This window comes from Streptomyces sp. NPDC085900 (genome assembly GCF_044540925.1).
Taxonomy (GTDB): Bacteria; Actinomycetota; Actinomycetes; order Streptomycetales; family Streptomycetaceae; genus Streptomyces; species Streptomyces gilvifuscus.
Genome location: NZ_JBITSP010000002.1, coordinates 162,078 through 186,990 on the forward strand (window position 1 = coordinate 162,078; position 24,913 = coordinate 186,990).

A 24,913-nucleotide genomic window follows, 5' to 3' on the forward strand; every position below is an offset into this window, starting at 1 on the left:
GATACGGTCCCCAAATGCTCGATGAGGACGGCTACTTCGGAGAAGAGATCGCTGCCGGCTACGACGACTCGGCTGCCGACATGTTCCGCCCCGAGGCCGTCGGCCCGGTGGTCGACGTGCTGGCCGGGCTCGCCGGCGACGGCAGGGCGCTCGAACTCGGCATCGGCACCGGCCGGATCGCGCTGCCGCTGGCCCGCCGCGGCGTGCCGGTGCACGGCATCGACCTGTCCCGCGCCATGGTGGACCGGCTGCGCGCCAAGGAGGGCGGCGCGGACATCGGGGTGACGATCGGGGACTTCGCCACCACCCGGGTGGAGGGCGAGTTCTCCGTCGCCTACCTGGTCTTCAACACGATCATGAACCTGACCACGCAGGACGCCCAGGTGGAGTGCTTCCGCAACGTCGCCCGGCACCTCGGGCCCGGCGCCTGCTTCGTCGTCGAGGTGATGGTGCCCGAACTGCGCAAGCTGCCGCCCGGGCAGAACGCCGTGCCGTTCCACATCGGCGAGACCAAGTGGGCCTTCGACACCTACGACCTCGCCACCCAGGCCATGAGCTCCAACTACGTCACCGTCGTCGACGGACGCGCCGAGCACTGGTCCATCCCGTTCCGCTACGCCTGGCCGGCCGAGCTGGACCTGATGGCCAGGCTGGCCGGACTGCGGCTGCGCGACCGCTGGGAGGACTGGGCGCGCACCGCCTTCACCGGCGACAGCCCGAGGCACGTCTCGGTGTGGGAGAAGCCCGCCGGCTGACCGGCGCCGCGCCTCACAGCCGTACGATCACCAGCGCCGTGTCGTCGGTCGCGCCCCCCGGCGGCAGCAGCTCCAGCAGGACCGCGTCCGCCAGGGACTCGGCCGGCAGGGCGCGGTGGCGGGCGAGAGCCTCGGCGAGGCGGTCCAGGCCGGTGCCGATGTCCTCGCGGCGGCGCTCGACCAGACCGTCGGTGTAGAGGGCGAGGGTGGCGCCCGCGGAGTAGGTCGTGGACGCCTGGGGTCTGGGCATCGGATCGGGGTGGGCGTCGAGCGGCGGGTCGGTGGCCTGGTCGAGGAACTCCACCCGGCCGTCGGTGTGCACCAGGACGGGCGGGAGGTGGCCGGCGCTGCTGTAGGTGATGGTGTGCTCGTCGAAGTCGATGAACGTGGTGACGGCGGTGGCCGACTCGGCGCCGTCGACGACGTGCGCGTACCGGCCCAGGACGTTCAGCGCCTCGGCCGGGCCCGCCGCGACGCGTGATGCGGCGCTCAGCGCGCTCCGCAGCTGGCCCATGACCCCGGCGGCGGCCAGCCCGTGGCCCACCACGTCGCCGACCGACACGCCGATGCGGTTGCCGCCGACCAGGTCGACGATGTCGTACCAGTCCCCGCACACGTTCAGCGCGCCGATCGCCGGCCGGTAGCGCACGGCGGCCCGTCGGTCGCCGACCTGCCGGGAGGCGGGCAGCATCGCCTCCTGGAGGGCGATGGCGACCTCGCGCTCCCGGGCGTGGGACTGGCGCAGCCGCTCGTTGAGCTCCTGCAGTTCGCGGGCGCGGGTGTAGAGCTCGGCCTCCAGGACCCGTGCCCGGCTGCCGGTCGGGCCCCCGCGGGCCTTGATCAGCTCGGTGACCTCCTCCACGCGGTGCACCAGCAGCACCACCTTGCCGTCCTCGTCGAGTACCGGCGCGTTGACCGGGCTCCAGTAGCGCTCCTGCCACTCCCCGGGGCGTTCGGGGTCCTCCACGTCGTAGCGCTGCAGGGCCATCGCGTCGCGTGCGCCGGTGTCCAGCACCCGCTGAAGGGAGGCCGCCAGGTTGCGCATGCCGGACGCGGCGCCGTCATTGGGATTGTCCGGGAAGACGTCGAAGAGGTAGCGACCGACCACCTGGTCGCGCCGGCGCCCGGCCCCCCGCAGAAACTCCTCGTTGACGTCCGCGTACACCAGGTCGGGCGTCAGCAGGGCCACCATCCCCGGCAGGCACTGGAACACCCCCGCATAGTCGATAGCCGCATCGTTCATGGCTTCCGCCTTACCGCCGGGTCTGCACTATTTTCACACGTCAAGCGATATAAGTCGGGATTGCGCCGGTCAGGCCGGGGGGCCGGTCAGCGACTGCTCGGCCCAGATGACCTTGCCCTCGGGCACGAAGCGGGTCCCCCAGCGGTCGGTGAACTGGGAGACCAGCAGCAGGCCGCGGCCTCCCTCGTCGGTGGTCCGGGGATGACGCAGATGAGGCGCGGTGGCACCGCCGTCGCAGACCTCGCAGACCAGTGCACGCTCCCTGATCAGCCGCAGCCGGATGGGGCCCTGCGCGTACCGGATGGCGTTGGTGACCAGCTCGCTCACCACCAGTTCCGTGGTGAACGCCAGGTCCTCCAGGCCCCACTCGGTCAGCTGCCGTGCGGCCTCCTTGCGGGCGTCGGCGACGACCGCCGGATCGGCGGGCAGGTCCCAGTCGGCGACCTGGTCGGCGCCCAGCAGCCGGGTGCGGGCCATCAGCAGCGCCACGTCGTCGTGCGGCCGGGCCGGCATCAGCGCGTCCACCACCGTGCGGCAGCGCAGATCCAGCGAGGGCGCGGCCTGCTCCAGAGCCCGGCGAAGCCGGTCGCGGTCGCCGTCGAGGGACCACTCCACGCCCTCACGGGCGAGCAGTCCGTCGGTGTGCAGGGCGAGCGTGCTGCCCTCGGCGAGCACGAGCTCGACCGCCTCGAAGGGCGGCCCGCCCGAACCGAGCGTCGACCCCTGCGGCAGGTCGACGAAGCGGACGGAGCCGTCGGGCAGCACGACGGCGGGCGCGGGATGCCCGGCGGCCGCCATCGTGCACTGTCCGTCGGCGGGGTCGTAGACGACGTAGAGACAGCCGGACCCGGCGACCTGGATGCCGACGCCGTCGGGTGCGTCCGGGTCGACGCCCTCCTCCCGGGCCGTCCGGGCCACCTGGTCGTCGAGGTGCGCGAGGACCTCGGCCGGCGGCAGGTCGAGAGCGGCGAGGGTGCGTACGGCGGTGCGCAGCCGTCCCATGGCCGCGGCGGCGTCGATGCCGTGACCGGGCACCTCGCCGACGACCAGGGCGACGCGGGCGCCGGACAGCGGGATGAGGTCGTACCAGTCGCCGCCGAGGCCGGTCAGTTCGTCGGCCGGCCGGTAGCAGGCGGCGACCTCCACCGCGTCCTGTTCCGGCAGCCGGTGCGGCAGCAGGCTGCGCTGCAGCGCCAGGGCCGCGTTCCGTTCCCGGGTGTAGCGGCGGGCGTTGTCCACGCAGACGGCCGCCCGGGACACCAGGTCCTCGGCCAGGGCCAGGTCGTCCGCGTCGAAGGGATCCTGCCGCCCGCGCCGGAAGAAGCTGGTGACGCCGAGAGTGACGCCCCGCGCGCGCACCGGAACGATCATCACGCTGTGCAGGCCCAGCTCCAGGAAGGTCGCCTCCCGCCCGCCCGGTATGTCGGTCGCCCACTCCTTGGCGAGCGGGTCCAGCCGCTCCTCGCGCCAGGACCGGCCCGTGGTCAGGCTGCGGATCGGCGGCGAGCCCGCGAGATACGTGGCCACCTCGCCGATCTCCACGACGGCCTCCGGCACCCCGGCGTTCACCGACTGGTGGCCGGCCCGGCGCAGCGGCACCCGGTCGGTGTCGACGGGCGGCCCCGCCGCGGGTTCCGCGCCGCGCAGCACCGACTCCAGCAGGTCCACGCACACGTAGTCGGCGAACCCCTGCACGGCCACGTCGGCCAGCTCCTGCGCGGTCCGGGTGATGTCCAGGGTGCGGCCGATCTGCTCGCCGGCCCGATCGAGCAGGGCGAGGCGCCGACGAGCGCGATGCTTTTCGGTGATGTCGACGACGGTGTAGTAGACACCCATCGGGTGACCGCGCTCGTCCTCGAGACGGGTGAACGACATCATGTGCGCGGTCTCCCGGTGCGGCGCCGAGCGCACCTGGCCCACGTGCTCGTACCCGACGACCGGCCGTCCGGTCTCCAGCACGTGGCGCATCTGGGTCTCGATGCTCTCGGAGTCGATGCCCGGCTGGATCTCCGCCAGCCGTCGCCCCAGCCGCCGGACGGCCGAGCCCCCGCCGAACTGCTCCAGGGCCGCGTTCGACCAGACGCACCGCAGATCGGCGTCCACGATCGCTATCCCGACGGGGGAGCCGGTCACCATCTGCTCCAGCACCGTGCGGCTCATGTCCCAGCCGCGGGCCCCCGCCGTCACGTCGGAGAGCAGCACCAGCCAGCGTGGCGCGCCGCCGGGCTCCATCGCCGGGGTGATCCGCGCCATCACCCGCACCGCCCGCCCGCCCTTGCGCCGGGCGGTCAGCAGCCCCGCCCAGCCGCCCTCCCGGCGGCACCGCTCGACCAGTTCCGGCACCCGGGCGGCGTCGTCGGGGACCAGCAGGCCGGCCACCGGACTGCCCACCACCTCGGTGGGTGTGTACGCCAGCAGCCGCTGGGCGTCCCGGGTCCAGCTGCGCACCACGCCCTGGGCGTCGAGCAGCAGGGGCGCGGCATCGGCCACGTCGAACCGCTGCCCGGCAGCGTCCTGCTCCTCTTGAGTGCCCACGGCCGACCTCTCTGTCGCTGAGAGTGGTCTACCACCTCTTGACCCAGTCTTCACCCTTCGCACGAAACCGGCCGTGCGGACGGCGCGGGCCCGGACCTCCAAGAGGCGCCCGGGACCGGCCGTCCCCACCGCCACACGCAGGTCAGGAGCGCTCGGTCAGCACCTCCGCCAGTGTGCCCAGCGCGCCCTCCAGCTCCTCGCCGGTGATCGTCAGCGGCGGCGCCAGCCGGATCGTCGAGCCGTGCGTGTCCTTGACCAGGACACCCTTGCGCATGAGCCGGGCGCTGACCTCGCGGCCGGTGCCGATGGCCGGGTCGATGTCGACGCCCGCCCACAGTCCCCGCGCGCGGAAGCCGACGACCCCCCTGCCCAGCAGCCCCGACAGCCCGCCGCGCAGGACCACGCCCAGCTCGGTGGCGCGGCGCTGGAACTCGCCCGTCTCCAGCAGGTCGATCACGGCGGTGCCGATGGCCGCGGCCAACGGGTTCCCACCGAACGTCGACCCGTGCTGGCCCGGCTGCAGCACACCGACGACGTCCCGGCGGCCGACCACCGCGGAGACCGGCACGATGCCGCCGCCCAGCGCCTTGCCCAGCAGCACGAGGTCGGGGACGACCGACTCGTGCTCGACGGCCAGGGTGCGGCCGGTGCGGCCGAGACCCGACTGGATCTCGTCGGCGACGAAGAGGCAGCCCTTGCGCCGGGTCAGCTCCCGTACGCCGGTCAGATAACCCTCGTCCGGGATGATGACGCCCGCCTCGCCCTGGATGGGCTCGATCAGCACCGCGGCCGTCGTGTCGTCGACCGCCGCCTCCAGCGCGGCCAGGTCGTTGTACGGCACGATCTTGAAGCCCGGTGTGAAGGGGCCGAAGCCGGCGCGGGCGGTCTCGTCCGTGGAGAACCCGACGATCGTCGTCGTACGGCCGTGGAAGTTCTCCGCGGCGACGACGATCGTCGCCCGGTCGGCGGGCACGCCCTTGACCTCGTAGGCCCACTTGCGGGCGACCTTGATGCCGGACTCGACGGCCTCGGCGCCGGTGTTCATCGGCAGCACCATGTCCATGCCGGTCAGCGCCGCCAGCCGCTCGGCGAACTCGGCCAGCCGGTCGTTGTGGAAGGCGCGCGAGGTCAGGGTCAGACGGTCCAGCTGGCGGTGGGCGGCCTCGATCAGCGCGGGGTGGCGGTGCCCGAAGTTCAGGGCCGAGTAGCCGGCCAGCATGTCCAGGTAGCGGCGGCCCTCCACGTCCTCCACCCAGGTGCCCTCGGCGCGCGCGACGACCACGGGCAGCGGGTGGTAGTTGTGCGCCAGGACGGGCTCCTCGGCGCGGATCAGCTCGGCGGACGAACGGATGTGGACAGCAGCGGTCATGAACGGATCTCCTGGGTGCAGCACTTGATGCCGCCGCCTGCCTTGCGGAACTCGGACAGGTCGACGGGCACGGGGACATAACCGCGGTCGGCGAGGGCGGTGGTGAGCGCCTCTGCCTGGGGCGCGATGAAGACGTGACGGCCGTCGGAGACGGAGTTGAGGCCGAAGGCCAGCGCGTCGTCGAGGGTGGCGAGCACCGCGTTCGGGAACAGCCGCGCCAGCACCTCCCGGCTGCCCGGCGAGAACGCCTCCGGGTAGTAGGAGACATTGTCGTCGTCCAGGACGAACAGTGCGGTGTCCAGATGATAGAACCGCGGGTCCACCAGCGTCAGGCTGATCACCGGGTGGCCGAAGAACTCCTGCACCTCGCGGTGCGCCTCACGGGTGGTGCGGAAGCCGTGGCCGGCCAGCATGTACCGGCCCGTCCACACCAGGTCGCCCTCGCCCTCGCAGACGGACCCGGGGCGGTGCACGTCGAAGCCGGCCGTCTTGAACCAGGTGTCGTAGTGCGTGGACTCCGGGCGTCGCTCGGGCGCGTGGAAGAGGGAGCCGAAGACCCGGCCGTCCACGACCACCGCCGAGTTCGCGGCGAAGACCATGTCCGGCAGCCCGGGGGCCGGCTCGACGGTGTCGACGTCGTGGCCGTGGGCCCGGTAGGCGCCGATCAGCGCCTGCCACTGCTGGTGGGCCAGGTCCACGTCGACGCGGACATCGGGTTGCATCCAGGGATTGATCGCGTACTGCACGGCGAAGTGTCTGGGTTCGCAGACGAGGTACCGCCGCCGGCGCGGCACACGGGAGTCGGACACAGAGGGGTTCCTCCGCTTCCTGGGGTGTCGACTGAGGGTTGACACCAAGGTAGGAAGTGACCGAGACGGGCGACAAGCGACGACAATTGCGTGTCCGCGCAGGAATGCTGCGTCTTTGGCCGGTTCGAAGCAGGGCTGCTGCGTGGCCGGATGTTTATTCGGGCGCGGGCTGGGTCGCGCCCGCTTCCGGGCTTTCCGGGAGCAGATGGGACAGCACCATCACGCTGATCGTCTTCCGGATGAACGGCTCCACGCGGATGCGCTCCAGCACCTCCTCGAAGTGCTCCACGTCCCGCGCCCGCACGTGCAGCAGCGCGTCCGCCCCGCCCGTCACCGTCATCGCCGCTGTGATCTCCGGATGGTTGCGCACCACCTCCGCCAGCCGCCGCGGCGGCGCCGCCCCCTCGCAGTACACCTCCACGTACGCCTCCGTGCGCCAGCCCAGCGCCGACGGCCGGACCGTCGCCGTGAACCCGGTGATCACACCGGTCTCGCGCAGCCGGTCCACCCGCCGCTTCACCGCCGTCGCCGACAGCCCGATCGCCGAGCCGATCTCGGCGAAGCTGGTGCGCGCGTTCGCCATCAGGGCGGTGACGATCTTCCGGTCGAGCTCGTCGAACGGTGCGGGCCTGCTGTTCATGTCGGCACTGTATCCAGCGCGAACGTCCACACCCCGGCGCATGTCCACCCGTGCGGATTCCTCCTACACTCCGGGTTCATGCTGCGCGCCCTCGCCGTCGACGACGAACGCCCCTCGCTGGAGGAACTGCTCTACCTGCTGAACGCCGACCCCCGCATCGGCAGCGCCGAGGGCGCCGGCGACGCGACCGAGGCGCTGCGCCGCATCAACCGGGCGCTGCAGTCCGGCCCCGGCGGCCCCGAGGCCATCGACGTCGTCTTCCTCGACATCCAGATGCCCGGCCTCGACGGTCTGGACCTGGCCCGGCTGCTGACCGGGTTCGCCCAGCCGCCGCTCGTCGTGTTCGTCACCGCCCACGAGGACTTCGCCGTCCAGGCCTTCGACCTCAAGGCCGTCGACTACGTGCTCAAGCCGGTCCGCAAGGAACGCCTGGCCGAGGCGATCCGCCGCGCCGCCGAACTCACCGGCAACACCCCCCGCATACCCGTCCACGAGCCCGACCCCGACCACATCCCCGTCGAACTCGGCGGCGTCACCCGCTTTGTCGCCGTCGACGACATCACCCACGTCGAGGCCCAGGGCGACTACGCCCGCCTGCACACCGACAAGGGCAGCCACCTCGTCCGCATCCCGCTGTCCACCCTGGAGGACCGCTGGCGGGCCCGCGGGTTCGTCCGCATCCACCGCCGCCACCTGGTGGCCCTGCGCCACATAGGCGAGCTCCGCCTGGACGCGGGCACCGTGAGCGTGCTCGTCGGTGGCGAGGAACTGCAGGTCAGCCGCCGGCACGCGCGCGAGCTGCGGGACCTGCTGATGAGGAGGCCGTAGCACGTGCCCCACCAGGACCCCGGCGAACGCCGCGTCGTCGTCACCGGCCCGCCCCGCCGCACCCGGCGCGCCTCCGGCTACTACCGGCCGCGCACCGAGATCGACGAGCAGACCACCCTCGGCCACACCTACGTCCGCTCCCTCATGCGCACCCAACTGCGCGCCGCCCTCGCCGTGTTCGCCGTCCTCGGCCTGCTGATCGGCCCGCTGCCGCTGGTCTTCGCCGCCATGCCCGACGCGCACCGCCTGCAGTGGGGCATCCTCGGCTTCTGCCTCTACGCCCCCCTCGTGCTGCTCGCCCTGTGGTACGTCCGCCGCGCCGAGCGCAACGAGCGGGACTTCGTACGGCTCGTCGAGGACCGGTGAACTCCGGTTACGCCGTCCCGGCGGTGGCTCTGGTGGTCGTGGCGACCGTCCTGGTCGGCGCCTTCGGCCTGCGCGTCTCGCGCACCACCTCCGACTTCTACGTCGCCTCCCGCACCGTCGGCCCCCGCCTCAACGCCGCCGCCATCAGCGGCGAGTACCTCTCCGCCGCCTCCTTCCTGGGCATCGCGGGACTGGTCCTGATCCAGGGCCCGGACATGCTCTGGTACCCGGTCGGCTACACCGCCGGCTACCTGGTGCTGCTGCTGTTCGTCGCCGCCCCGCTGCGCCGCTCCGGCGCCTACACGCTCCCCGACTTCGCCGAGGCCCGGCTCGCCTCCTACGGCGTACGACGGCTGGCCGGGGCCTTCGTCGTCGGCGTCGGCTGGCTCTACCTGCTGCCTCAGCTCCAGGGCGCGGGGCTGACCCTCACCGTCCTCACCGGCGCTCCCGACGGGCTCGGCGGGGTCATCGTCGCCGTCGTCGTGGTGGCCACCGTCGCGGCCGGCGGCATGCGCAGCATCACCTTCGTGCAGGCCTTCCAGTACTGGCTCAAGCTCACCGCCCTGCTCGTCCCCGCCCTCTTCCTGGCCCTGGCCTGGCAGAGCGACGGAGCGCCCCACCACGCCTTCGCCGAACCGCCGACCTTCCGCGAACAGCGCTCCGTACGCGTCGCCGACAGCCTCGACCTCAGGCTCGAACGGCCCCTGACCGTCACCGTGACCGGCACGGTCGACGGCTCCCCGCACGACGGCAGCCGAGTGCGGCTCGCGGCCGGCACCCATCACATCGCCCAGGGCACCCGCCTCAGCTTCGCCAAGGGCACCGCCGTCCCGTCCGCCGACCCCGGCACCAACGGCGGCATGTCCACCTCCCTCGCCTCGGGCCGCGAGGAACGCCCGCTGTACGCCACGTACGGCCTGATCCTCGCCACCTTCCTCGGCACCATGGGCCTGCCGCACGTCGTCGTCCGCTTCTACACCAGCCCGCACGGCGTCGCCGCCCGCCGCACCACGGTCGCCGTCCTCGGCCTGATCGGCGCCTTCTACCTGCTGCCGCCCCTCTACGGCGCCCTCGGCCGCCTCTACACCCCCGAACTCGCCCTCAGCGGCAACGCGGACGCCGCCGTCCTGCTCCTCCCGGACCGCATGATCGGCGGCGTCGGCGGCGACCTGCTCGGCGCGCTGGTCGCGGGCGGGGCCTTCGCCGCGTTCCTGTCGACGGCGTCCGGACTGACCATGGCCGTCGCCGGCGTCCTCACCCAGGACGTCCTGCCGACGCGCGGCGTACGGCACTTCAGGCTCGGTACCGTGCTGGCCATGGCGGTGCCCCTCGCAGCCAGTCTGCTGGTCGGCGGGCTGCCGGTGGCCGACGCGGTGGGCCTGGCCTTCGCCGTGTCCGCGTCCTCGTTCTGCCCGCTGCTCGTGCTCGGCATCTGGTGGCGGCGGCTGACCCCGCCCGGCGCGGCGGCCGGCATGCTCGTCGGGGGCGGCTCGGCGTTCGTGGCGGTGGCCGCGACGATGGCGGGCCTCCCCGGCGCGGGCCCGCTGCACGCCCTGCTGGCCTGGCCGGCGCTCTGGTCGGTGCCGCTGGGCTTTCTCACCATGGTGCTGGTCTCCCTGGCGACGCCCTCGCGGGTACCGACGGGCACGGAGGCGATCCTGGCGCGGTTCCACCTGCCGGAGGAACTGCGGGCGGAGGTGAAGGCATGAGCGGCTTCCTGGCCGGCCTGTGCGTGGCCGCGCTCCCGCTGCTGGCGGCCGGGTTCTGGTTGGGCCGGCGCACGGCCCGCCCCGAGAGCCTCGGCGGCCTCGGCACCCCCGTCGAGCACGCCACCTTCCAGACCCTGCACACCGCCTCCCTCGCCGCACCCCCGCTGCGCGCGGGCCTGACGGAGGAGACCGCCCGCAAGTCCGCCCGCAGGCTGCGCTCGCTGCTGGGCACCGACGCGCTGTGCCTGACCGACCAGAAGGACGTCCTGGTCTGGGACGGCGTGGGCGGCCATCACCGCACGCAGATCATGGAACGGCTCGCCGGCCCGCTGGAGACCGGGCGCGGCGAGGCCTTCCGCCTGCACTGCGGCCACCCCGACTGCCCGGTGCGCTGGGCGGTGGTCGCCCCGCTCACCGTCGACGACCGGGTGCACGGTGCACTGGTGGCCTGCGCGCCGCGGGAGTCCGCCGTACTGGTCCGCGCGGCCGGGGAAGTGGCCCGCTGGGTCAGCGTCCAGCTCGAACTCGCCGACCTCGACCAGTCCCGCACCCGCCTGATCGAGGCCGAGATCAAGGCGCTGCGCGCCCAGATCTCCCCGCACTTCATCTTCAACTCGCTCGCGGTGATCGCCTCGTTCGTCCGCACCGACCCCGAACGCGCCCGCGAACTGCTCCTGGAGTTCGCCGACTTCACCCGCTACTCGTTCCGCCGGCACGGCGACTTCACCACCCTCGCCGACGAACTCCACGCCATCGACCACTACTTGGCGCTCGTCCGGGCCCGCTTCGGCGACCGGCTCTCCGTCACCCTGCAGATCGCCCCCGAGGTGCTGCCGGTCACCCTGCCCTTCCTGTGCCTTCAGCCGCTCGTCGAGAACGCCGTCAAGCACGGACTGGAGGGCGGGGCCGTCTCCGCCGGGGGCAAGTGCCGTATCTCCATCACCGCGCAGGACGCCGGCGCCGAGGCGCTGGTCGTCATCGAGGACGACGGCGTCGGCATGGACCCGGTCGTGCTGCGCCGCATACTCGCCGGCGAGGTCAGTCCCTCCGGGGGCATCGGCCTGTCCAACGTCGACGACCGGCTCCGGCAGGTCTACGGCGACGACTACGGGCTCGTCATCGAGACCGCCGTGGGCGCGGGCATGAAGGTCACCGCCCGGCTGCCCAAGTACCAGCCGGGCGTGCACTCCGCGGGTCGGATCACCCAGGACCTCGGGGGGTTCTCCGGTGACCTCGCCGGGGAGTGAGCCTCACACGCTGCTGCGGGTGGCGATCATCCCCAGCGTGAGCAGCCCCAGCACGACCCAGCCGAACCACAGCCAGCCGTTGCTGCCGAGCGCCACCGTGTAGGCGGTCACCACGACGAGACCGCCGACGGTGAGCACCCCCATCGCCTTGGTAGAACCGTCCGTGGAACCGGGCATCGCGACACCCTCCTCAGGATTCGTCCCCCTCCATGGTGCCCCCGTTCTGCTTCCTGACGGTGCACACGACGAAATGCGTGCCCGACTTCCAGGCTCCCTGGCTGGTCCAGGACCCCGACGTGTAGACCGACGGGTCGAAGCCGTAGTCGCGCGGCGGCACGTCCTTCGCGCAGGCCGCGTCCGACCGCGTACGGGCCTCGGTGAGCGTGACGTCCCTGCCCAGCCGGGTGAAACCGAGCACCTGCTCGTCGTGCGGGCCGGAGCAGGAGACCAGGCCGGCGTCCCGCTCGGAAGGGGCCCGCAGACAGTCCCGGCGCTGCATGTTCGCCGTGTCGGTGAAGGACGAGCCCAGGCTGCGGTGGGCGCCCAGTGGCCCGTACACGGGCCCGTGCGCGCCCAGCACCAGACAGGCCGTCCGCCGCCCCGCCGCCTCGAAACCGGCCCCGGTCGGCACGACCGCGAGGCTACGGACGTCCGCCAGCCGCTCCCGGATCTCCTGGGTCCGCTCCTCGCACCGCGCCGGCCCCTCCTTGCGGGCCTCGTCCGCCGAGGCCGCCGCCGCGAACGCCATCACCTGCCCGTCCGGCGCCTGGGCGCCGCAGGAGGGGTCGAGCGTCAGCCGGGGCGTGCCGGTGAAGCGGTCGGGTCCGGGCCAGTCCGCGAGCACGCAGTCACCGTCCTTCAGCGGCCGGGCCAGCCCGACCGCCGAGCCGTACGGCGGCGCCTTCCCCGTGCCGCCTCCGCCGCCCTGGCGGGCCATGGCGTACCAGACGCCGCCCAGCGCCAGCAGCAGGCCGAGCGAGGCGGCGAGGACGGCACGCAGCACGCGGGGAACCTCCCGGCGGTGCCGGGGAGCGGACGGGGGCGCGACCACCGGCCCGAAGCCGTCCGGTGCCGGGGCCGGCGGCGGCGCGGGGACCACGCCCGCCCACGGCGGCTGCGAGCCGAGATCGGTCCTGGTCCGGGCGTACGGTTCGGCCCGCGGCGTCACGATCTCCGAGAGCGCCGCCTCCGCCCGCGATGCCGACGGCCGCCGCCCGGGATCCTTCTCCAGCAGACTCCGCAGTACGGGGCCCAGCGCGCCGGCCCGCGCCGGCGGACGCGGCTCCTCCATCACCACCGCGGTGACCTCGGCCAGGTTCGACTCCCGGTCGAAGGGGCCGTGGCCCTCGACGGCGTAGTACAGGGTGCAGCCCAGCGAGAACAGGTCGGCGGCCGGGGTCGGCGGACCGCCCTTGGCCCGCTCCGGCGCCAGATAGCCGGACGTCCCCACCAGCACCGACGCCAGCGTGTACCGGGTCTCCCCGGCGTCCGGCCGCACCGAGATGCCGTAGTCGGTGAGCAGGACGCGGCCGTACGGCGCCCCGGTGCGGTCCGGGGCCAGCAGGATGTTGGCCGGCTTCACGTCCCGGTGCATCACACCCGTCTCGTGTCCCGAGTTCAGCGCGTCGAGGACGGCGAGGCCGATGCGGGCGCACTCCGCGGGCGCGAGCGGGCCGCGCCGCTCGACCAGGTCGCGCAGATCGGTGGCGCCCGCCACGTACTCCATGACGATCCACGGCAGCCCCTCGTGCTCCAGCACGTCGTGCACCGTGACCACGTGCGGGTGACCGCGCAGCCCCGCCGCGTACCGGGCCTCCGCGCGCGCCCGCGCGACCCTGGCCTCCCGCTCCTCGCCCGCCGGATCGAGGTCGCGGAACACGATCTCCTTCAGCGCCACCTCGCACGCGAGTCTCTGGTCGTGGGCGAGCCACACATGGCCCATGCCGCCGCTGCCGAGGCGGTTCAGCAGCAGATAACGGCCGGCGATGACCCGGCCCACTCCCGACGTCGGTGATCCTGAATGCATCCGGTGACTCCCGGGTTGTGCTGGGGCACTAAGTGATCGCGCTCGACGCGGGCCCGGAGGAAACGGGCTCGCTCGCGGCGGGGGCGCTGGTGGTGACGGGCGCGCTCGACGGGGGCGGCGCGCTGGTGGTGATCGGGGTGCCGGGTGGGGGTGGCGCGCTGGTGGTGACCGGGGCGCTGCTGGGCGGCGGCGGCGGTGGTGGTGCGCTGCTCGTCGCCGGAGCGCCCGTCCTGGTCGAGCCGGTCTTCGGCGCGGACGACGGCGGCGAGGACGAAGGGGAGAAGGACGAAGGCGCCGACGACGACGGCGGGGCCTTGGGGGTCCTGGACGGCGGCGAGGACCGCGGGGACGGCGAGGTCGCCGGGGGAGCGGTCGGCGCCCCCGACGGCCCCGACGAGGTCCCGTCGGTCGTGCTCAGGGTCACGTACTGCCCGAACCGCAGCCGCGTCCCGGCCGGCGGATCGGAGACCGTGACCTGCGCGTCGTCCGCGGGCCGCGCCTTCCCGGCGTAGCCGACGGCCAGCCCCTGCCCGGTCAGCATCCGGCTCGCCTCGGCGAACGTCGCCCCCCTCAGGTCGGGCACCGCACGGCGCCTGCCCGCGTCGAAGGACTCGTCGTGGCCGCCCGTCGTGCCCACCGGCCGGGCGATGCCGCGGGCGGGGTCGGTCACGTCGACCAGGGCGAGCCGTTCCAGCTTCCGGGGCGCCGGCCGCACCGCCACCACGGAAGAGCGCTCGTATCCCTCCCACTTCCGGCTGCCGTTCCCGAACTTGACCGAAACGCGGTTCGTGTCACCCGCGAAGGGCCGCAGGGGATTTCCGCACGAACACTTCACGGCCGGAAGTCCCTGTTCGTCGACGAGAACGGCGATTCCGGCCTGCAACAGGGAGTCGAACGGAGTCGCCTTTCCCTTTTTGTAGTCGTGATTCCGCACGAGAGTGTCGTGACGCAGGAGAACGGGAGTGAGTCCGTCCAGATATCCCGGAATGCGGTCGGTGGTGATGTCCAGCGCGGCCGCCCACGCCCGTGCCTTCCGGTGATTGGCGGGATCCGTGAGAAAGGCCTTGAGTTTTGCGACGTCACAGACACTCGTCTCACGCGTGCCCCCGTACAGGCCGGGAGTGTCCCCCTGTTGCAGGCTGCCGCGCCCGATCGACGGGCGTATCGCCTGGTCGTGGCCCAGGCCGCGGTGTTCGTCGAAGAACGGCGAGAGGGCGGGAACGCCCGCCGCGACCGCCCGGACCAGGGTCAGCGGCGGGCTGCGATCACATCCGCCGACCGCGATTACGAGGACGAGCAGCACGGCGATCCTGCGAATCGCCGATTTCCCGGCCCTTTGCATAAATGCGCGAAACGTCATCACCGCTCCCCCCGGCGGTTTCCCCCTGACGCCTCATGCTACTGAAAGCCGCCGAATGGCGAAGCCTTTCAGTGTCCGCGCGCGTTCAATGAGGCCAAATAGGCGTTGTAGGCCTCGAGTTCCTTGTCGCCGTCCCGGTCGGCGGCCCGGTCCTTGCGCTTGGCCTGCCGCTGTTCGGAGCTGTACCACTGGAACAGCAGGGCGAGGAGCACCAGTACGGACGGGACCTCGCTGAACGCCCAGGCGATGCCGCCGGCCGCGGTCTGGTCGGACAGGGCGTCGATGCCCAGGGAGGCCGGGGGGTTCTTGAACGTCTCGACCATCGGCGTCGACGCCATCATCAGGGCGATGCCGAAGAACGCGTGGAACGGCATGCCCGCGAACAGCTCCAGCATCCGCATCAGATGGCCCGGCCGCTGCGGGCCCGGGTCCACACCGATGATCGGCCAGAAGAAGACGACACCGACGGCGAGGAAGTGCACCATCATCGCGACGTGTCCCGTCTTCGACCCCATCAGGAAGTCGAACAGCGGGGTGAAGTACAGCGCGTACAGGCTCGCGATGAACATCGGAATGGTGAACGCCGGGTGCGTGATGATCCGCATGTAGCGGCTGTGCAGCAGCATCAGCAGCAGTTCGCGCGGGCCCTTGCGGCCCTTGCCCGCGGTCGGCAGTGCGCGCAGGGCGAGGGTGACGGGGGCGCCGAGCAGGATCAGGATCGGCGACAGCATGCTGATGATCATGTGCTGGACCATGTGCACGCTGAACATGACCATGCCGTAGTCGTTGAGGGCGGTGCACATCACCAGCCCGATGGTCAGCACGCCGGTGACGAACGAGACCGTCCGGCCCACCGACCACGCGTCCCCGCGCCGCCGCAGCCGCACGACACCCCAGCCGTACAGCGCCAGCCCCAGCACGCAGGCGACGAGGAAGAACGGGTCCGCGGACCATTCCAGACCCCGTCCCAGCGTGAACGGCGGCAGGTCCATGGTCATGCCGTGCCCGCTGTGATCCATCGGCCGGCTCCTGATTCGTGGGGGTTGTGCAAATGTGTCCGCACACAGACTAGAACTGCCCGCGGACGCCCCCGCGACCGGGGGCCGCCCCTCACTCGCCTCGGCGCAGCACCGACTTCTCCCACAGGGCCGTCGCCTCGGACGCCGCCCGCGGGGCGACGAGCAGCAGCGGTGTGTCGTACGCCGGAAGCTCCGGCACCGCCACCGCGCCCGCCTCCGTCGCGATCAGCAGCGGTGGCAGGGCGTCCACGGGGTGGAACTCGCCGATGGCCGCCGCGACGGCCCGGCCGGCTGCGACCTGCACCAGCGACAGGGCCGTCGACCCCATGATCCGCACCGTGCAGTGGCGGGCCGCGAGCTCCCGCATCAGGTCGTCCATGCCGGGCCAGTGGGCGTGGGCCGCCCATTCCGTCAGGAACGCGTGGCCGGTCAGGGTGTCGTGGGCGGCCGCGTGGACCGGCCGGCCGTCGAGGCGGGCGCCGCCGCCCTTGACCGCCGAGAAGATCTCACCGCGCCACGGGTCGGCCACCACGCCCAGCAGCGGCTCGCCCTGTGCCGTGGCCAGGCCGAGGGAGAACGAGCACCAGCCGATGCCGTGCGCGTAGTTCGTCGTACCGTCCACCGGGTCGATCACCCAGTGCGGGGCGCCGGGCGTGCCCTCGTGGACGCCGTACTCCTCGCCCTCGATGCCGTACTGCGGGAACTCCCGGCGCAGCACGGCACGGACGTGGGCCTCCACCGCCTCGTCCGTGTCCGTCACGATGTCGGCCGGGGAGGCCTTCTCGCGTACCTCGTCCGTGGCGCGCGGCCGGCGGATGCGGTCCGCGGCCCACTCGGCGAGTTCCGTGGCGATCGCGAGTTCCCGCTCCATGCCTAGAGGACGCACTCCGCTTCGTCGTAGCGCTCGGTCGGCACCGTCTTGAGCGTCTCGACGGCCTCCGCGAGCGAGACCATCACGATGTCGGTGCCGCGCAGCGCGGTCATGTTGCCGAACTCGCCGCGGTGCACGGCCTCCACCGCGTGCCAGCCGAACCGCGTGGCCAGCACCCGGTCGTAGGCCGTCGGCGTGCCGCCGCGCTGCACATGGCCGAGGATCACCGGGCGGGCCTCCTTGCCCAGGCGCTCCTCCAGCTCGATCGACAGCTGACGGGCGATGCCGGCGAACCGCTCGTGCCCGTAGATGTCCTTGCCGCCCTCGTCGAAGTCCATGGTCCCGGCCCTCGGCTTGGCGCCCTCCGCGGCGACCACGATGGCGAACCGCTTGCCCTGGTCGAAGCGGGCGCCCACCCGGGCGGCCAGTTCCTCGATGTCGAAGGGCCGCTCGGGGACGACGATGGCGTGCGCGCCGGCCGCCATGCCGGAGTGCAGCGCGATCCAGCCGGTGTGCCGGCCCATGACCTCCACCACCAGCACCCGCTGATGGGACTCGGCGGTGGTCTTCAGCCGGTCCAGTGCCTCGGTCGCCACGCCCACGGCCGTGTCGAAGCCGAAGGTGACGTCCGTGACGGCGATGTCGTTGTCGATCGTCTTGGGGACCCCGACGATCGGCAGACCGTTGTCGTACATCAGCCGGGCCGCCTTCAGCGTGCCCTCGCCGCCGATCGGGATGATCGCGTCCAGACCGAGTTCCTGGACGTGCTCCCTGGCCCGTGCCACGCCGTCGCGCAGGTGCGAGGGCTGGACCCGGGAGGAGCCGAGGATGGTGCCGCCGCGGGCCAGGATGCCGCCCACCGCGTCGAGGTCGAGCTTGAGGTAGTCGCACTCCAGGAGGCCCTTCCAGCCGTCCCGGAAGCCGATGACCTCGTCACCGTGGTCGACGACGGCACGGTGGACGACGGACCGGATGACGGCGTTCAGGCCGGGGCAGTCGCCGCCGGACGTGAGGACACCAATGCGCATAGCCCGAGAGAACCTTCTCAACGTGGTCGGCACCGGACCACGCTGTCCGGCTCGAACCCCGCCACCCTAGCGGCAGGAGGGGGCGGGGCCGCACCGTGCGTCCGACTGCTGGACGACCCCGCTCACCTGTGCGTACTCGGCGTCAGACGGGCTGGTTACGAGGGGTGGGACAGGAGGTGTCAGGCGGGCTGCTGAGCCGATGCGATGCGCTCGTTGCGCAGCGCCTCGTACCACCGGTCGTCGGTCGGGGGCAGCGCGTTCACGTCGAGCGCCAGCTTCAGCAGCAGGTCGGCGATCAGCGGGTTGCGGGCCAGCACCGGCCCGTGCATGTAGGTACCGAAGACCGTGTCGTTGTACGCGCCCTCCGTGCCGTCTCCCGTGCCGTTGCCGTTGCCGAGCTTGACCTGGGCGAGGGGGCGGGCCGTCGGGCCGAGGTGGGTGACGCCCTGGTGGTTCTCGAAGCCGGTCAGCGGGGGCAGGCCCAGGCGCGGGTCGATGTCGGCGAGCACGTCGCCGACGCACCGCTGGCCCTCGCCGCGGACCGAGACGACGTCCAGCAGTCCCAGGCCCGGCTCGCGCTGGCCGAGGTCGTTGATGAACTCGTGGCCCAGGATCTGGTAGCCGGCGCAGACGGAGAAGACGATCGCGCCGTTGCCCACGGCCCGGTGCAGGCCGCCGTCCCGGCGCAGCCGCTCGGCCGCCAGCCGCTGGGGCCGGTCCTCGCCGCCGCCGATGAGGTAGATGTCACCCGACGTCGGGATCGGCTGGTCGCTGCGCACGTCGAGCCGGGCCACGTCCAGGCCGCGCTGCCGCGCCCGGCGCTCCACGACGAGGACGTTGCCCTGGTCGCCGTAGGTGCTGAGCAGGTCGGGGTAGATCCAGACGATCCGCAGTTGGTTGTCGCTCACAAAAGTCCCCTGATGTCTCAGTTGCCGACGCGGCGGCGCAGGTCCTGGAAGGCGGTGTAGTTGGCGATGACCTCGATCCGGCCCGGCGGGCTCATCTGGACCGCCTGGTCGAGGTTGTCGCACACCTGGAAGTTCTGGTTGGCGACCTCCAGACGCACCGCCAGGTCCAGCTTGCGGTCGCCGATCACGCAGATCGGGTGACCGGACAGACGGGTGTAGTCGACGTCCCAGAGCCAGGAGGTGTCGGTGCCGTCGGCGCTGCGCGCGTTCACCGAGAGGATCACCGGGGTCGGCGGCGGATCGATCAGGCTGAACGTTTCGAGCCAGCCCGCCGGGTTCTTCGCCAGCAGCAGCCGCAGGTCACGCCCCTGGAACTGCACCACGTCATAACGGCCCGCGACGGCCTGCACCTGCCACATGCGCTCCAGGGCGACCTGCGGAGGCACCCCGAAGACGGCCGCGACGGCGGCCGAGGAGGCGGCGTTGGCCTTGTTGGCGCGGCCCGGCAGCTGCAGGTGGATCGGCCAGGCCGAGCCGTGCGGGTCGAGCACGTGGTCACCGGAGAGCGCCCAGCTCGGCGTGGGCCGCCGGAAGCCGCACTCGCCGCAGAACCAGTCGTCGCCGGGCCGCTGCATCACGCCACCGCAGGACGGGCAGGACCAGGCGTCGTCCTTCCACATCTGCCCGGCGGCGACCCAGACCACGTTGGGGGAGGAGGAGGCCGCCCACACGACCAGCGGGTCGTCGCAGTTGGCGACGACGACGGCCTTCGAACCGGCGAGCCCCTCACGCCAGTTCTCCGCCAGCATGCGGGTCTCGGCGGCGCGGTCGAGCTGGTCGCGGGAGAGGTTGAGCAGGGCGATGCACTTCGGGGCGGTGTCCCGGGCCACGCCCGCCAGGTACTTCTCGTCGACCTCGATGACGCCGTAGCGCGCGTCGGAGCTGCCGGCGAGCGCGGAGGTGATACCGGCGGGCATGTTGGCGCCGAGGGCGTTGGAGACGACCGGCCCGGCGGCCCGCAGCGCCTCGGCGATGAGCCGGGTCGTGGTCGTCTTGCCGTTGGTCGCGGACACCAGGACCACGTCCAGGTTCTGGGCGAGCCGGGCGAGAAGGTCGGGATCGAGTTTGAGCGCCACCCGGCCGCCGATCACCGAACCGCTGCCGCGCCCCGCGGCTCGCGACGCCGCTGCGACCGCCTTGCCCGCGGTCACGGCCAGCTTGGCCCGCGGCGTGAGCGGGTCCGAGTTGCCTGACATCAGTTCTCGATCCTCCTTGCGTACGCGCCGCGCCTCAAGCCTGACGGCAACGTGGTGTGGACCTCAGCCTATCGAGATCCACTCGCAGTCCCGAACCACGGCATGGCCAAGACGCGCGCGACCGTACGCTTGCGGCCATGCGAAACGGCTCCATTCCGGGCGCCCGCGGGCGAGTCCGGCCCCTCACCCTGCACGGGGAAGCGGCACTGCACGCCCCCTGCGCGGAAGTCTCCGACTTCGGCCCCGAACTGGCGGCACTCGTGGAGGACTTGTTCGCCACGATGTACGCGGCCCAGGGCGTGGGCCTGGCGGCCAACCAGGTGGGGGAGCCGTGGCGGGTCTTCGTCTACGACTGCCCGGACGACGAGGACGTCCGCCACCTCGGCCATGTGGTCAACCCGCGTCTGGTGGAGGCCGACGGAGTGGTGGTCCGCGGCCCGGAGGGCTGCCTGTCGCTGCCGGGCCTGGAGGCGGGGACCGAGCGCCACGACCACGCGGTGGTGGAGGGGTTCACGGTGACCGGGGAGCCGGTCACCGTGCACGGGACGGGATTCTTCGCACGGTGTCTGCAGCACGAGTGCGACCATCTCGAGGGCCGGGTCTACGCCGATCGCCTCACGGGATGGCGCAGACGGAAGCTGCTGCGCCAGGTGGCGAAGGCCTCGTGGCACCGGCCGGGCCGCGGTCCTTCCTGACGGAACTCCGCGGGAGGGGGGCGCTCAGAAGCCGGGGCCGCCGATCCGGTCGCCGGCCGCGGCCAGCCGCCCCCACAGCAGGTCGGCCAGGCTGCGCACCAACTCCGCCCGCGAGCAGGGCCGTTCGCCCAGCCACCAGTCGCCGGCCGCGTGCATCATCCCGACTATCCCGTGCCCCCACACCCGGGCCAGCCGCTGGCTCTCCGGGCCCAGGTCCAGCCGGTCCTCGATGACCTGGGCCAGCTCCTCGCCCATCCTGCGCAGCAGCGGCGCCGAGTGCTTGCCGACGTCGAAGCTCTGCTCGCCCCCCGAACCGCCCTCGGCCGGGTGCATCAGGAACCGGTACACCTGGGGCCGCGCCTCGATCGCCGCGAGGTAGGTGTCCAACGTGGCCTCGACGCGCTCGCGGCGGTCCGCGGGCGCGTCCAGCGCGGCGCGCAGGGAGTTCAGCAACGCGTCCGTGTGCCGTTTGGCCAGCGCGGCGTACAGGCCGCCCTTGTCGCCGAAATGGCGGTAGAGGATCGGCTTCGTGATGCCCGCCTCCGCCGCGATGGCGTTCATCGAGGCCTGTGGGCCATCCCGTAGCACCACCCTGTCCGCGGCCTCCAGCAACTCGCGCCGACGGCGGTCGGCGGACCGCTGCTGCTCGGTCCGCTGCGTGGTGTCCATGAGCTCTCCCCACCCGTGCTGAATCGGTAACGCCTGCGCAAACTAACACCCAACATGCCCACTGCATCGAACAGGCTGCCGAGACGTCGTCGGAGTTGACTTTTCCTACCCGTGGGTAACAGACTCGGGTTACCGCTAGTAACACATTTGCACGTCGCCGCTGGAGGGGACATGGCCGAGTTCACCATGGAGCTCAACGACGAACAGAAGGAGGTCCGGGACTGGCTGCACGGATTCGCCGCCGACGTCATCCGCCCCGCGGCCGCCGAATGGGACGAGCGTGAGGAGACTCCCTGGCCGGTCATCCAGGAGGCCGCGAAGGTTGGCATCTACTCCCTCGACTTCTACGCCCAGCAGTACTTCGACCCCACCGGGCTCGGCATCCCGATGGCCATGGAGGAGCTGTTCTGGGGCGACGCGGGCATCGCCCTGTCGATCGTAGGCACGGGTCTGGCCGCCGTGGGCGTTCTTGCCAACGGAACCGAGGAACAGATCGGCACCTGGATCCCCCAGATGTACGGCGACGCCAACGACGTCAAGGTCGCCGCCTTCTGCTCCTCCGAGCCCGACGCCGGCTCCGACGTGGCCTCCATGCGCACGCGTGCCGTCTACGACGAGGCCAAGGACGAGTGGGTGATCAACGGCACGAAGACCTGGGCGACCAACGGCGGCATCGCCAACGTCCACGTCGTCGTCGCGGTCGTCGACCCCGAGCTCGGCTCCAAGGGCCACGCCTCCTTCATCATCCCGCCGAACACCCCCGGGCTGTCGCAGGGCCAGAAGTTCAAGAAGCACGGCATCCGCGCCTCGCACACCGCCGAGGTCGTCCTGGAGAACGTCCGAGTCCCCGGCTCCTGCCTGCTGGGCGGCAAGGAGAAGCTCGACGAGCGCCTGGCCCGGGCCCGCGAGCGGGCCAAGCAGGGCGGCGAGCGCGTGAAGAACGCCGCCATGGCCACCTTCGAGGCCTCCCGCCCGGCCGTCGGCGCGATGGCGGTCGGCACCGCCCGCGCCGCCTACGAGGTCGCCCTCGACTACGCCAAGACCCGCGAGCAGTTCGGGCGGCCGATCATCGACAACCAGGGCGTCGCCTTCCAGCTCGCCGACATGCGCACGTCCGTCGACGCCGCGCGGCTGCTGGTCTGGCGGGCCTCGTGGATGGCGATCAACGGCAGGCCGTTCACCGCGGCCGAGGGCTCGATGTCCAAGCTGTTCGCGAGCGAGACGGCGAAGAAGGTCACGGCGCAGGCGATCCAGATCCTCGGCGGCAACGGCTACACGCGGGAGTACCCGGTGGAGCGGATGCACCGGGACGCCGCGATCTACACCATCTTCGAGGGCACGAGCGAGATCCAGCGCCTGGTGATCGCCCGCACCCTGTCGGGCATGCCGATCCGCTGAGCCTCCGCTGAAGTGCCGCGATGTGCGGTCGGTCGTCCGCGGCGCCGTCGTGGCCGGTCGCGCAGTTCCCCGCGCCCCTTCGGGGCGCTGCCGGACCGCAGCGACTTCACCGGGTCCGCTCAGCGCGGGCTCAGCGGCCCGTGCGCGGGACGACCAGGCCGCTGTCGTAGGCCAGGATCACGGCCTGGACCCGGTCGCGCAGGCCGTACTTCTCCAGGATGTGGGCGATGTGCGTCTTCACCGTCGTCTCGCCCACACCGAGTTCGAGCGCGATCTCCGCGTTCGACAGACCGCGGCTGAGCGCCCGCAGCACGTCGAGTTCACGGCCGGTGAGGGCGTCGAGCCGGGCCGGCACGGGCGCCTCGGCCGGCGCGCCCAGGTGCGCGAAGCGGTCCAGCAGCCGGTGCGTGACGCGGGGCGAGAGCACGGCGTCACCGCCGGCGACCGTGCGGATCGCGCCCACCAGCGAGTCGGCGGGGCCGTCCTTGACCAGGAACCCGCTGGCCCCCGCGCGCAGGGCGTCCACGACGTGCGCGTCCAGGTCGAAGGTCGTCAGGATGACGATCCTGCTGGCCGAACCCGCCTCCACGATGCGCCGCGTGGCCTCCACGCCGTCCGTGCGCGGCATGCGGATGTCCATCAGGACGACGTCGGGGCACAGGGCCCCGGTCAGCTCGACGGCCTCCGTGCCGTCCGACGCCTCGCCCACGACCGTGATGTCGGGCTCCGCCTCCAGGATGAGCCGGAATCCCGTGCGGATCATGGGCTGGTCGTCGACCAGCAGGACCCGGATGACCTTCATGCGCTGTGCCCTTCGTGCCGGGGTTCGGGGACCGGGAGCGGGATGACGGCGTGCACGCACCAGCCGCCGCCGGGCCGGGAGCCGGTGTGCAGGGAGCCGCCCACCGCGCCGACCCGCTCGCGCATGCCGACCAGACCGTGCCCGCTGCCGTGCGCCGCGACGGGCGGCCGCACCGGCTCGCCGTCGGACGCCGGGCCGTCGTCGCACAGCCGCACGGTGAGCCGCTCCCGCTCCGGCTCCCAGGCCAGGTCGAGCGCGGTCCTGGTGCGGCCGGCGTGCTTGAGCGTGTTGGTGAGCGCCTCCTGCGCGATCCGGTACACCGCCAGGTGTGAACCGGCGGGCAGTTCGACCGGCTCACCGCTGGTGCTGAAGTCGACCCGCAGTCCGGCCGCGCGCACCGAGTCCACCAGAGCGGGCAGCGCCTCGACGGTCGGCTGCGGCGGTTCCCGGCTCGGGTCGCCCGGCCCCTCCTCGTCGGTGCGCAGGACGTCGAGGAGGTGGCGCAGCTCCGTGACGGTGGCCCGCCCGGTCTCCTCGATGGCGCCGTGCAGTTCGTGCGCCTTGTCCCGGTCGCGGTCCTGGACGCGGTCGGCGGCGATCGTCTGCACCACCATGAGGCTCACGTTGTGCGCCACGATGTCGTGCAGCTCGCGCGCGATCCTGGCCCGCTCCGCCATGACCGCCGCCCGCGCGTCGGCGGCCTGCTCCCGTTCGAGCGCGGCGGCCCGCTCCAGCGCCTGGTCCCGGATCGCGGCCCGCGCCCTGGCCAACCGCCCCAGCGCCCACGCGGCGATCAGCAGCACCGCCTCGGTCAGCAGCGCGGCCACGCGGTGCCCCGACGGGGCGAGCACCGCCTCCGTCACGGCGGCCGCCGGGATGAGCACCCAGCCGACCAGGGCCGCGACCCGCGGTGTGGTGCGGGCGGCGGTGAGGAAGACGGCCGTGGCGACGGCGAGGTAGGTGGGCCCGATGGACGTGCCGTCGGGCCCGGACAGGTCCGGAACGTAGTGCCGGGCCTGCAGCACCCCCGCGGTCGCCGACATCACCAGCAGAGCGGGCAGCGGCCACAGCCGATGCACCGCCAGGGGCAGCGTGGTGAGCAGGACGAGGACGACCCACAGGGCGTCCGCCGCGCGCAGATCGGGGCCGTCGTGCGGCATCGCCAGGGGCAGCGCCAGACAGCCGACGGTCAGCAGCAGGGCGAGAGCCGTGTCGGTGACGGCCCGCGGCCAGGGGCGCCCCGCCAGCGACTCCATCCGGTTCATGCCCCTTACCGTAGACGGACCGCGAACCCCCGTGATCTCACCTGAGGTTGAAAGCCGGGACCGCCTCTCCTCCGTCGAGTCTCCTCCGCGAGGAGGAGACGCCCACCCGCCTCGC

The 24,913-nt window shown here is 72.5% G+C and carries 23 protein-coding genes; 7 read left to right on the top strand and 16 right to left on the bottom strand.

Annotated elements, in window-relative coordinates:
- The first annotated feature begins 14 nt into the window (after positions 1-14).
- Entirely contained in the window at positions 15-755 is a 741-nt protein-coding gene (locus ACIGDI_RS05525) for a class I SAM-dependent DNA methyltransferase (protein WP_399890878.1), read from the top strand.
- 13 nt (positions 756-768) lie between these two features.
- Here ACIGDI_RS05525 and ACIGDI_RS05530 read toward each other — a convergent pair whose 3' ends face one another.
- From ACIGDI_RS05530 to ACIGDI_RS05550, 5 genes are all read right to left on the bottom strand, one after another.
- Entirely contained in the window at positions 769-1,998 is a 1,230-nt protein-coding gene (locus ACIGDI_RS05530; protein WP_399890881.1) for a PP2C family protein-serine/threonine phosphatase, read from the bottom strand.
- Positions 1,999-2,067: 69 nt separating this feature from the next.
- Entirely contained in the window at positions 2,068-4,533 is a 2,466-nt protein-coding gene (locus tag ACIGDI_RS05535) for a SpoIIE family protein phosphatase (protein WP_399890884.1), read from the bottom strand.
- 142 nt (positions 4,534-4,675) lie between these two features.
- Positions 4,676-5,902, bottom strand: a complete 1,227-nt coding sequence (gene rocD, locus ACIGDI_RS05540; RefSeq protein ID WP_399890887.1) for an ornithine--oxo-acid transaminase — start codon at positions 5,900-5,902, stop codon at positions 4,676-4,678.
- Positions 5,899-6,711, bottom strand: a complete 813-nt coding sequence (gene ddaH / locus ACIGDI_RS05545) for a dimethylargininase (RefSeq protein ID WP_272178233.1) — start codon at positions 6,709-6,711, stop codon at positions 5,899-5,901. The genes rocD and ddaH overlap by 4 nt, the downstream gene beginning before the upstream one ends.
- A gap of 154 nt (positions 6,712-6,865) precedes the next feature.
- Positions 6,866-7,351, bottom strand: coding sequence for an Lrp/AsnC family transcriptional regulator (locus ACIGDI_RS05550; RefSeq protein ID WP_351564824.1), 486 nt, complete (start codon positions 7,349-7,351; stop codon positions 6,866-6,868).
- 78 nt (positions 7,352-7,429) lie between these two features.
- Between ACIGDI_RS05550 and ACIGDI_RS05555 the strand changes: the two genes are divergently transcribed.
- Genes ACIGDI_RS05555 through ACIGDI_RS05570 form a run of 4 tightly spaced genes read left to right on the top strand, consistent with a single transcriptional unit; the run spans position 7,430 to position 11,501 of the window.
- Complete coding sequence (locus ACIGDI_RS05555) at positions 7,430-8,179, top strand: LytTR family DNA-binding domain-containing protein (protein WP_058926751.1); 750 nt, start codon at positions 7,430-7,432, stop codon at positions 8,177-8,179.
- Positions 8,180-8,182: 3 nt separating this feature from the next.
- Entirely contained in the window at positions 8,183-8,545 is a 363-nt protein-coding gene (locus ACIGDI_RS05560) for a hypothetical protein (RefSeq protein ID WP_200699251.1), read from the top strand.
- Positions 8,542-10,254 carry a cation acetate symporter gene (locus ACIGDI_RS05565; RefSeq protein ID WP_399890891.1) on the top strand — a complete coding sequence of 571 codons (1,713 nt, stop codon included), beginning with the start codon at positions 8,542-8,544 and terminating at the stop codon, positions 10,252-10,254. The genes ACIGDI_RS05560 and ACIGDI_RS05565 overlap by 4 nt, the downstream gene beginning before the upstream one ends.
- The gene (locus ACIGDI_RS05570) at positions 10,251-11,501 is read left to right on the top strand and encodes a sensor histidine kinase (protein WP_399890894.1); all 1,251 of its coding nucleotides are present in this window, start codon (positions 10,251-10,253) and stop codon (positions 11,499-11,501) included. Before ACIGDI_RS05565 ends, ACIGDI_RS05570 begins: the two co-directional genes overlap by 4 nt.
- Before the next feature lie 3 nt (positions 11,502-11,504).
- On the opposite strand, the gene ACIGDI_RS05575 is transcribed toward ACIGDI_RS05570, so the two are convergent.
- From ACIGDI_RS05575 to ACIGDI_RS05610, 8 genes are all read right to left on the bottom strand, one after another.
- Complete coding sequence (locus ACIGDI_RS05575; RefSeq protein ID WP_399890896.1) at positions 11,505-11,678, bottom strand: hypothetical protein; 174 nt, start codon at positions 11,676-11,678, stop codon at positions 11,505-11,507.
- Positions 11,679-11,691: 13 nt separating this feature from the next.
- A complete protein-coding gene (locus ACIGDI_RS05580) occupies positions 11,692-13,527 on the bottom strand; it encodes a protein kinase (RefSeq protein WP_399890899.1) in 1,836 nt (611 codons plus the stop codon).
- Between the two features lie 28 nt (positions 13,528-13,555).
- Positions 13,556-14,887: a DUF6777 domain-containing protein gene (locus tag ACIGDI_RS05585; protein ID WP_399890902.1), complete on the bottom strand. Its 1,332-nt coding sequence runs from the start codon at positions 14,885-14,887 to the stop codon at positions 13,556-13,558.
- A 68-nt stretch (positions 14,888-14,955) separates the two neighbouring features.
- Positions 14,956-15,906 carry a cytochrome c oxidase assembly protein gene (locus ACIGDI_RS05590; protein WP_390629690.1) on the bottom strand — a complete coding sequence of 317 codons (951 nt, stop codon included), beginning with the start codon at positions 15,904-15,906 and terminating at the stop codon, positions 14,956-14,958.
- 91 nt (positions 15,907-15,997) lie between these two features.
- Positions 15,998-16,777 (bottom strand): inositol monophosphatase family protein, encoded by a 780-nt coding sequence (locus tag ACIGDI_RS05595; RefSeq protein ID WP_399890905.1) that lies wholly within the window; start codon positions 16,775-16,777, stop codon positions 15,998-16,000.
- A 2-nt stretch (positions 16,778-16,779) separates the two neighbouring features.
- Positions 16,780-17,805 carry a 6-phosphofructokinase gene (locus ACIGDI_RS05600; protein ID WP_200699259.1) on the bottom strand — a complete coding sequence of 342 codons (1,026 nt, stop codon included), beginning with the start codon at positions 17,803-17,805 and terminating at the stop codon, positions 16,780-16,782.
- Between the two features lie 179 nt (positions 17,806-17,984).
- Positions 17,985-18,713 (bottom strand): glutamine amidotransferase, encoded by a 729-nt coding sequence (locus ACIGDI_RS05605; RefSeq protein ID WP_351564853.1) that lies wholly within the window; start codon positions 18,711-18,713, stop codon positions 17,985-17,987.
- 17 nt (positions 18,714-18,730) lie between these two features.
- The gene (locus ACIGDI_RS05610) at positions 18,731-19,969 is read right to left on the bottom strand and encodes a MurT ligase domain-containing protein (RefSeq protein WP_200699261.1); all 1,239 of its coding nucleotides are present in this window, start codon (positions 19,967-19,969) and stop codon (positions 18,731-18,733) included.
- 137 nt (positions 19,970-20,106) lie between these two features.
- On the opposite strand from ACIGDI_RS05610, the gene def reads away from it, so the two are divergent.
- Positions 20,107-20,664 (top strand): peptide deformylase, encoded by a 558-nt coding sequence (gene def / locus ACIGDI_RS05615; protein WP_399890910.1) that lies wholly within the window; start codon positions 20,107-20,109, stop codon positions 20,662-20,664.
- Between the two features lie 24 nt (positions 20,665-20,688).
- On the opposite strand, the gene ACIGDI_RS05620 is transcribed toward def, so the two are convergent.
- On the bottom strand, positions 20,689-21,333 hold the full coding sequence (locus tag ACIGDI_RS05620) for a TetR family transcriptional regulator (RefSeq protein WP_200699263.1): 645 nt from the start codon (positions 21,331-21,333) through the stop codon (positions 20,689-20,691).
- 171 nt (positions 21,334-21,504) lie between these two features.
- Here ACIGDI_RS05620 and ACIGDI_RS05625 point away from each other — a divergent pair, with 171 nt between their 5' ends.
- A complete protein-coding gene (locus ACIGDI_RS05625; protein ID WP_142149936.1) occupies positions 21,505-22,731 on the top strand; it encodes an acyl-CoA dehydrogenase family protein in 1,227 nt (408 codons plus the stop codon).
- A gap of 130 nt (positions 22,732-22,861) precedes the next feature.
- On the opposite strand, the gene ACIGDI_RS05630 is transcribed toward ACIGDI_RS05625, so the two are convergent.
- Positions 22,862-23,533 (bottom strand): response regulator, encoded by a 672-nt coding sequence (locus ACIGDI_RS05630; protein ID WP_399890914.1) that lies wholly within the window; start codon positions 23,531-23,533, stop codon positions 22,862-22,864.
- Positions 23,530-24,798 (bottom strand): sensor histidine kinase, encoded by a 1,269-nt coding sequence (locus ACIGDI_RS05635; protein WP_399890917.1) that lies wholly within the window; start codon positions 24,796-24,798, stop codon positions 23,530-23,532. The genes ACIGDI_RS05630 and ACIGDI_RS05635 overlap by 4 nt, the downstream gene beginning before the upstream one ends.
- Between the last annotated feature and the right edge of the window lie 115 nt (positions 24,799-24,913).

Excerpts from the sequence above, each read along its gene's own strand:
- ACIGDI_RS05555 (WP_058926751.1), top strand. The coding sequence starts at position 7,430 with ATGCTGCGCGCCCTCGCCGTCGACGACGAACGCCCCTCGCTGGAGGAA.
- ACIGDI_RS05550 (WP_351564824.1), bottom strand. The coding sequence starts at position 7,351 with ATGAACAGCAGGCCCGCACCGTTCGACGAGCTCGACCGGAAGATCGTC.
- def (WP_399890910.1), top strand. The coding sequence starts at position 20,107 with ATGCGAAACGGCTCCATTCCGGGCGCCCGCGGGCGAGTCCGGCCCCTC.
- ACIGDI_RS05595 (WP_399890905.1), bottom strand. The coding sequence starts at position 16,777 with ATGGAGCGGGAACTCGCGATCGCCACGGAACTCGCCGAGTGGGCCGCG.
- ACIGDI_RS05575 (WP_399890896.1), bottom strand. The coding sequence starts at position 11,678 with ATGCCCGGTTCCACGGACGGTTCTACCAAGGCGATGGGGGTGCTCACC.
- ACIGDI_RS05585 (WP_399890902.1), bottom strand. The coding sequence starts at position 14,887 with ATGACGTTTCGCGCATTTATGCAAAGGGCCGGGAAATCGGCGATTCGC.
- ACIGDI_RS05530 (WP_399890881.1), bottom strand. The coding sequence starts at position 1,998 with ATGAACGATGCGGCTATCGACTATGCGGGGGTGTTCCAGTGCCTGCCG.
- ACIGDI_RS05625 (WP_142149936.1), top strand. The coding sequence starts at position 21,505 with ATGGCCGAGTTCACCATGGAGCTCAACGACGAACAGAAGGAGGTCCGG.
- ACIGDI_RS05600 (WP_200699259.1), bottom strand. The coding sequence starts at position 17,805 with ATGCGCATTGGTGTCCTCACGTCCGGCGGCGACTGCCCCGGCCTGAAC.
- ACIGDI_RS05580 (WP_399890899.1), bottom strand. The coding sequence starts at position 13,527 with ATGCATTCAGGATCACCGACGTCGGGAGTGGGCCGGGTCATCGCCGGC.
- ACIGDI_RS05630 (WP_399890914.1), bottom strand. The coding sequence starts at position 23,533 with ATGAAGGTCATCCGGGTCCTGCTGGTCGACGACCAGCCCATGATCCGC.
- ACIGDI_RS05610 (WP_200699261.1), bottom strand. The coding sequence starts at position 19,969 with ATGTCAGGCAACTCGGACCCGCTCACGCCGCGGGCCAAGCTGGCCGTG.
- ACIGDI_RS05525 (WP_399890878.1), top strand. The coding sequence starts at position 15 with ATGCTCGATGAGGACGGCTACTTCGGAGAAGAGATCGCTGCCGGCTAC.
- ACIGDI_RS05635 (WP_399890917.1), bottom strand. The coding sequence starts at position 24,798 with ATGAACCGGATGGAGTCGCTGGCGGGGCGCCCCTGGCCGCGGGCCGTC.
- ACIGDI_RS05590 (WP_390629690.1), bottom strand. The coding sequence starts at position 15,906 with ATGGATCACAGCGGGCACGGCATGACCATGGACCTGCCGCCGTTCACG.
- ACIGDI_RS05620 (WP_200699263.1), bottom strand. The coding sequence starts at position 21,333 with ATGGACACCACGCAGCGGACCGAGCAGCAGCGGTCCGCCGACCGCCGT.
- ACIGDI_RS05570 (WP_399890894.1), top strand. The coding sequence starts at position 10,251 with ATGAGCGGCTTCCTGGCCGGCCTGTGCGTGGCCGCGCTCCCGCTGCTG.
- rocD (WP_399890887.1), bottom strand. The coding sequence starts at position 5,902 with ATGACCGCTGCTGTCCACATCCGTTCGTCCGCCGAGCTGATCCGCGCC.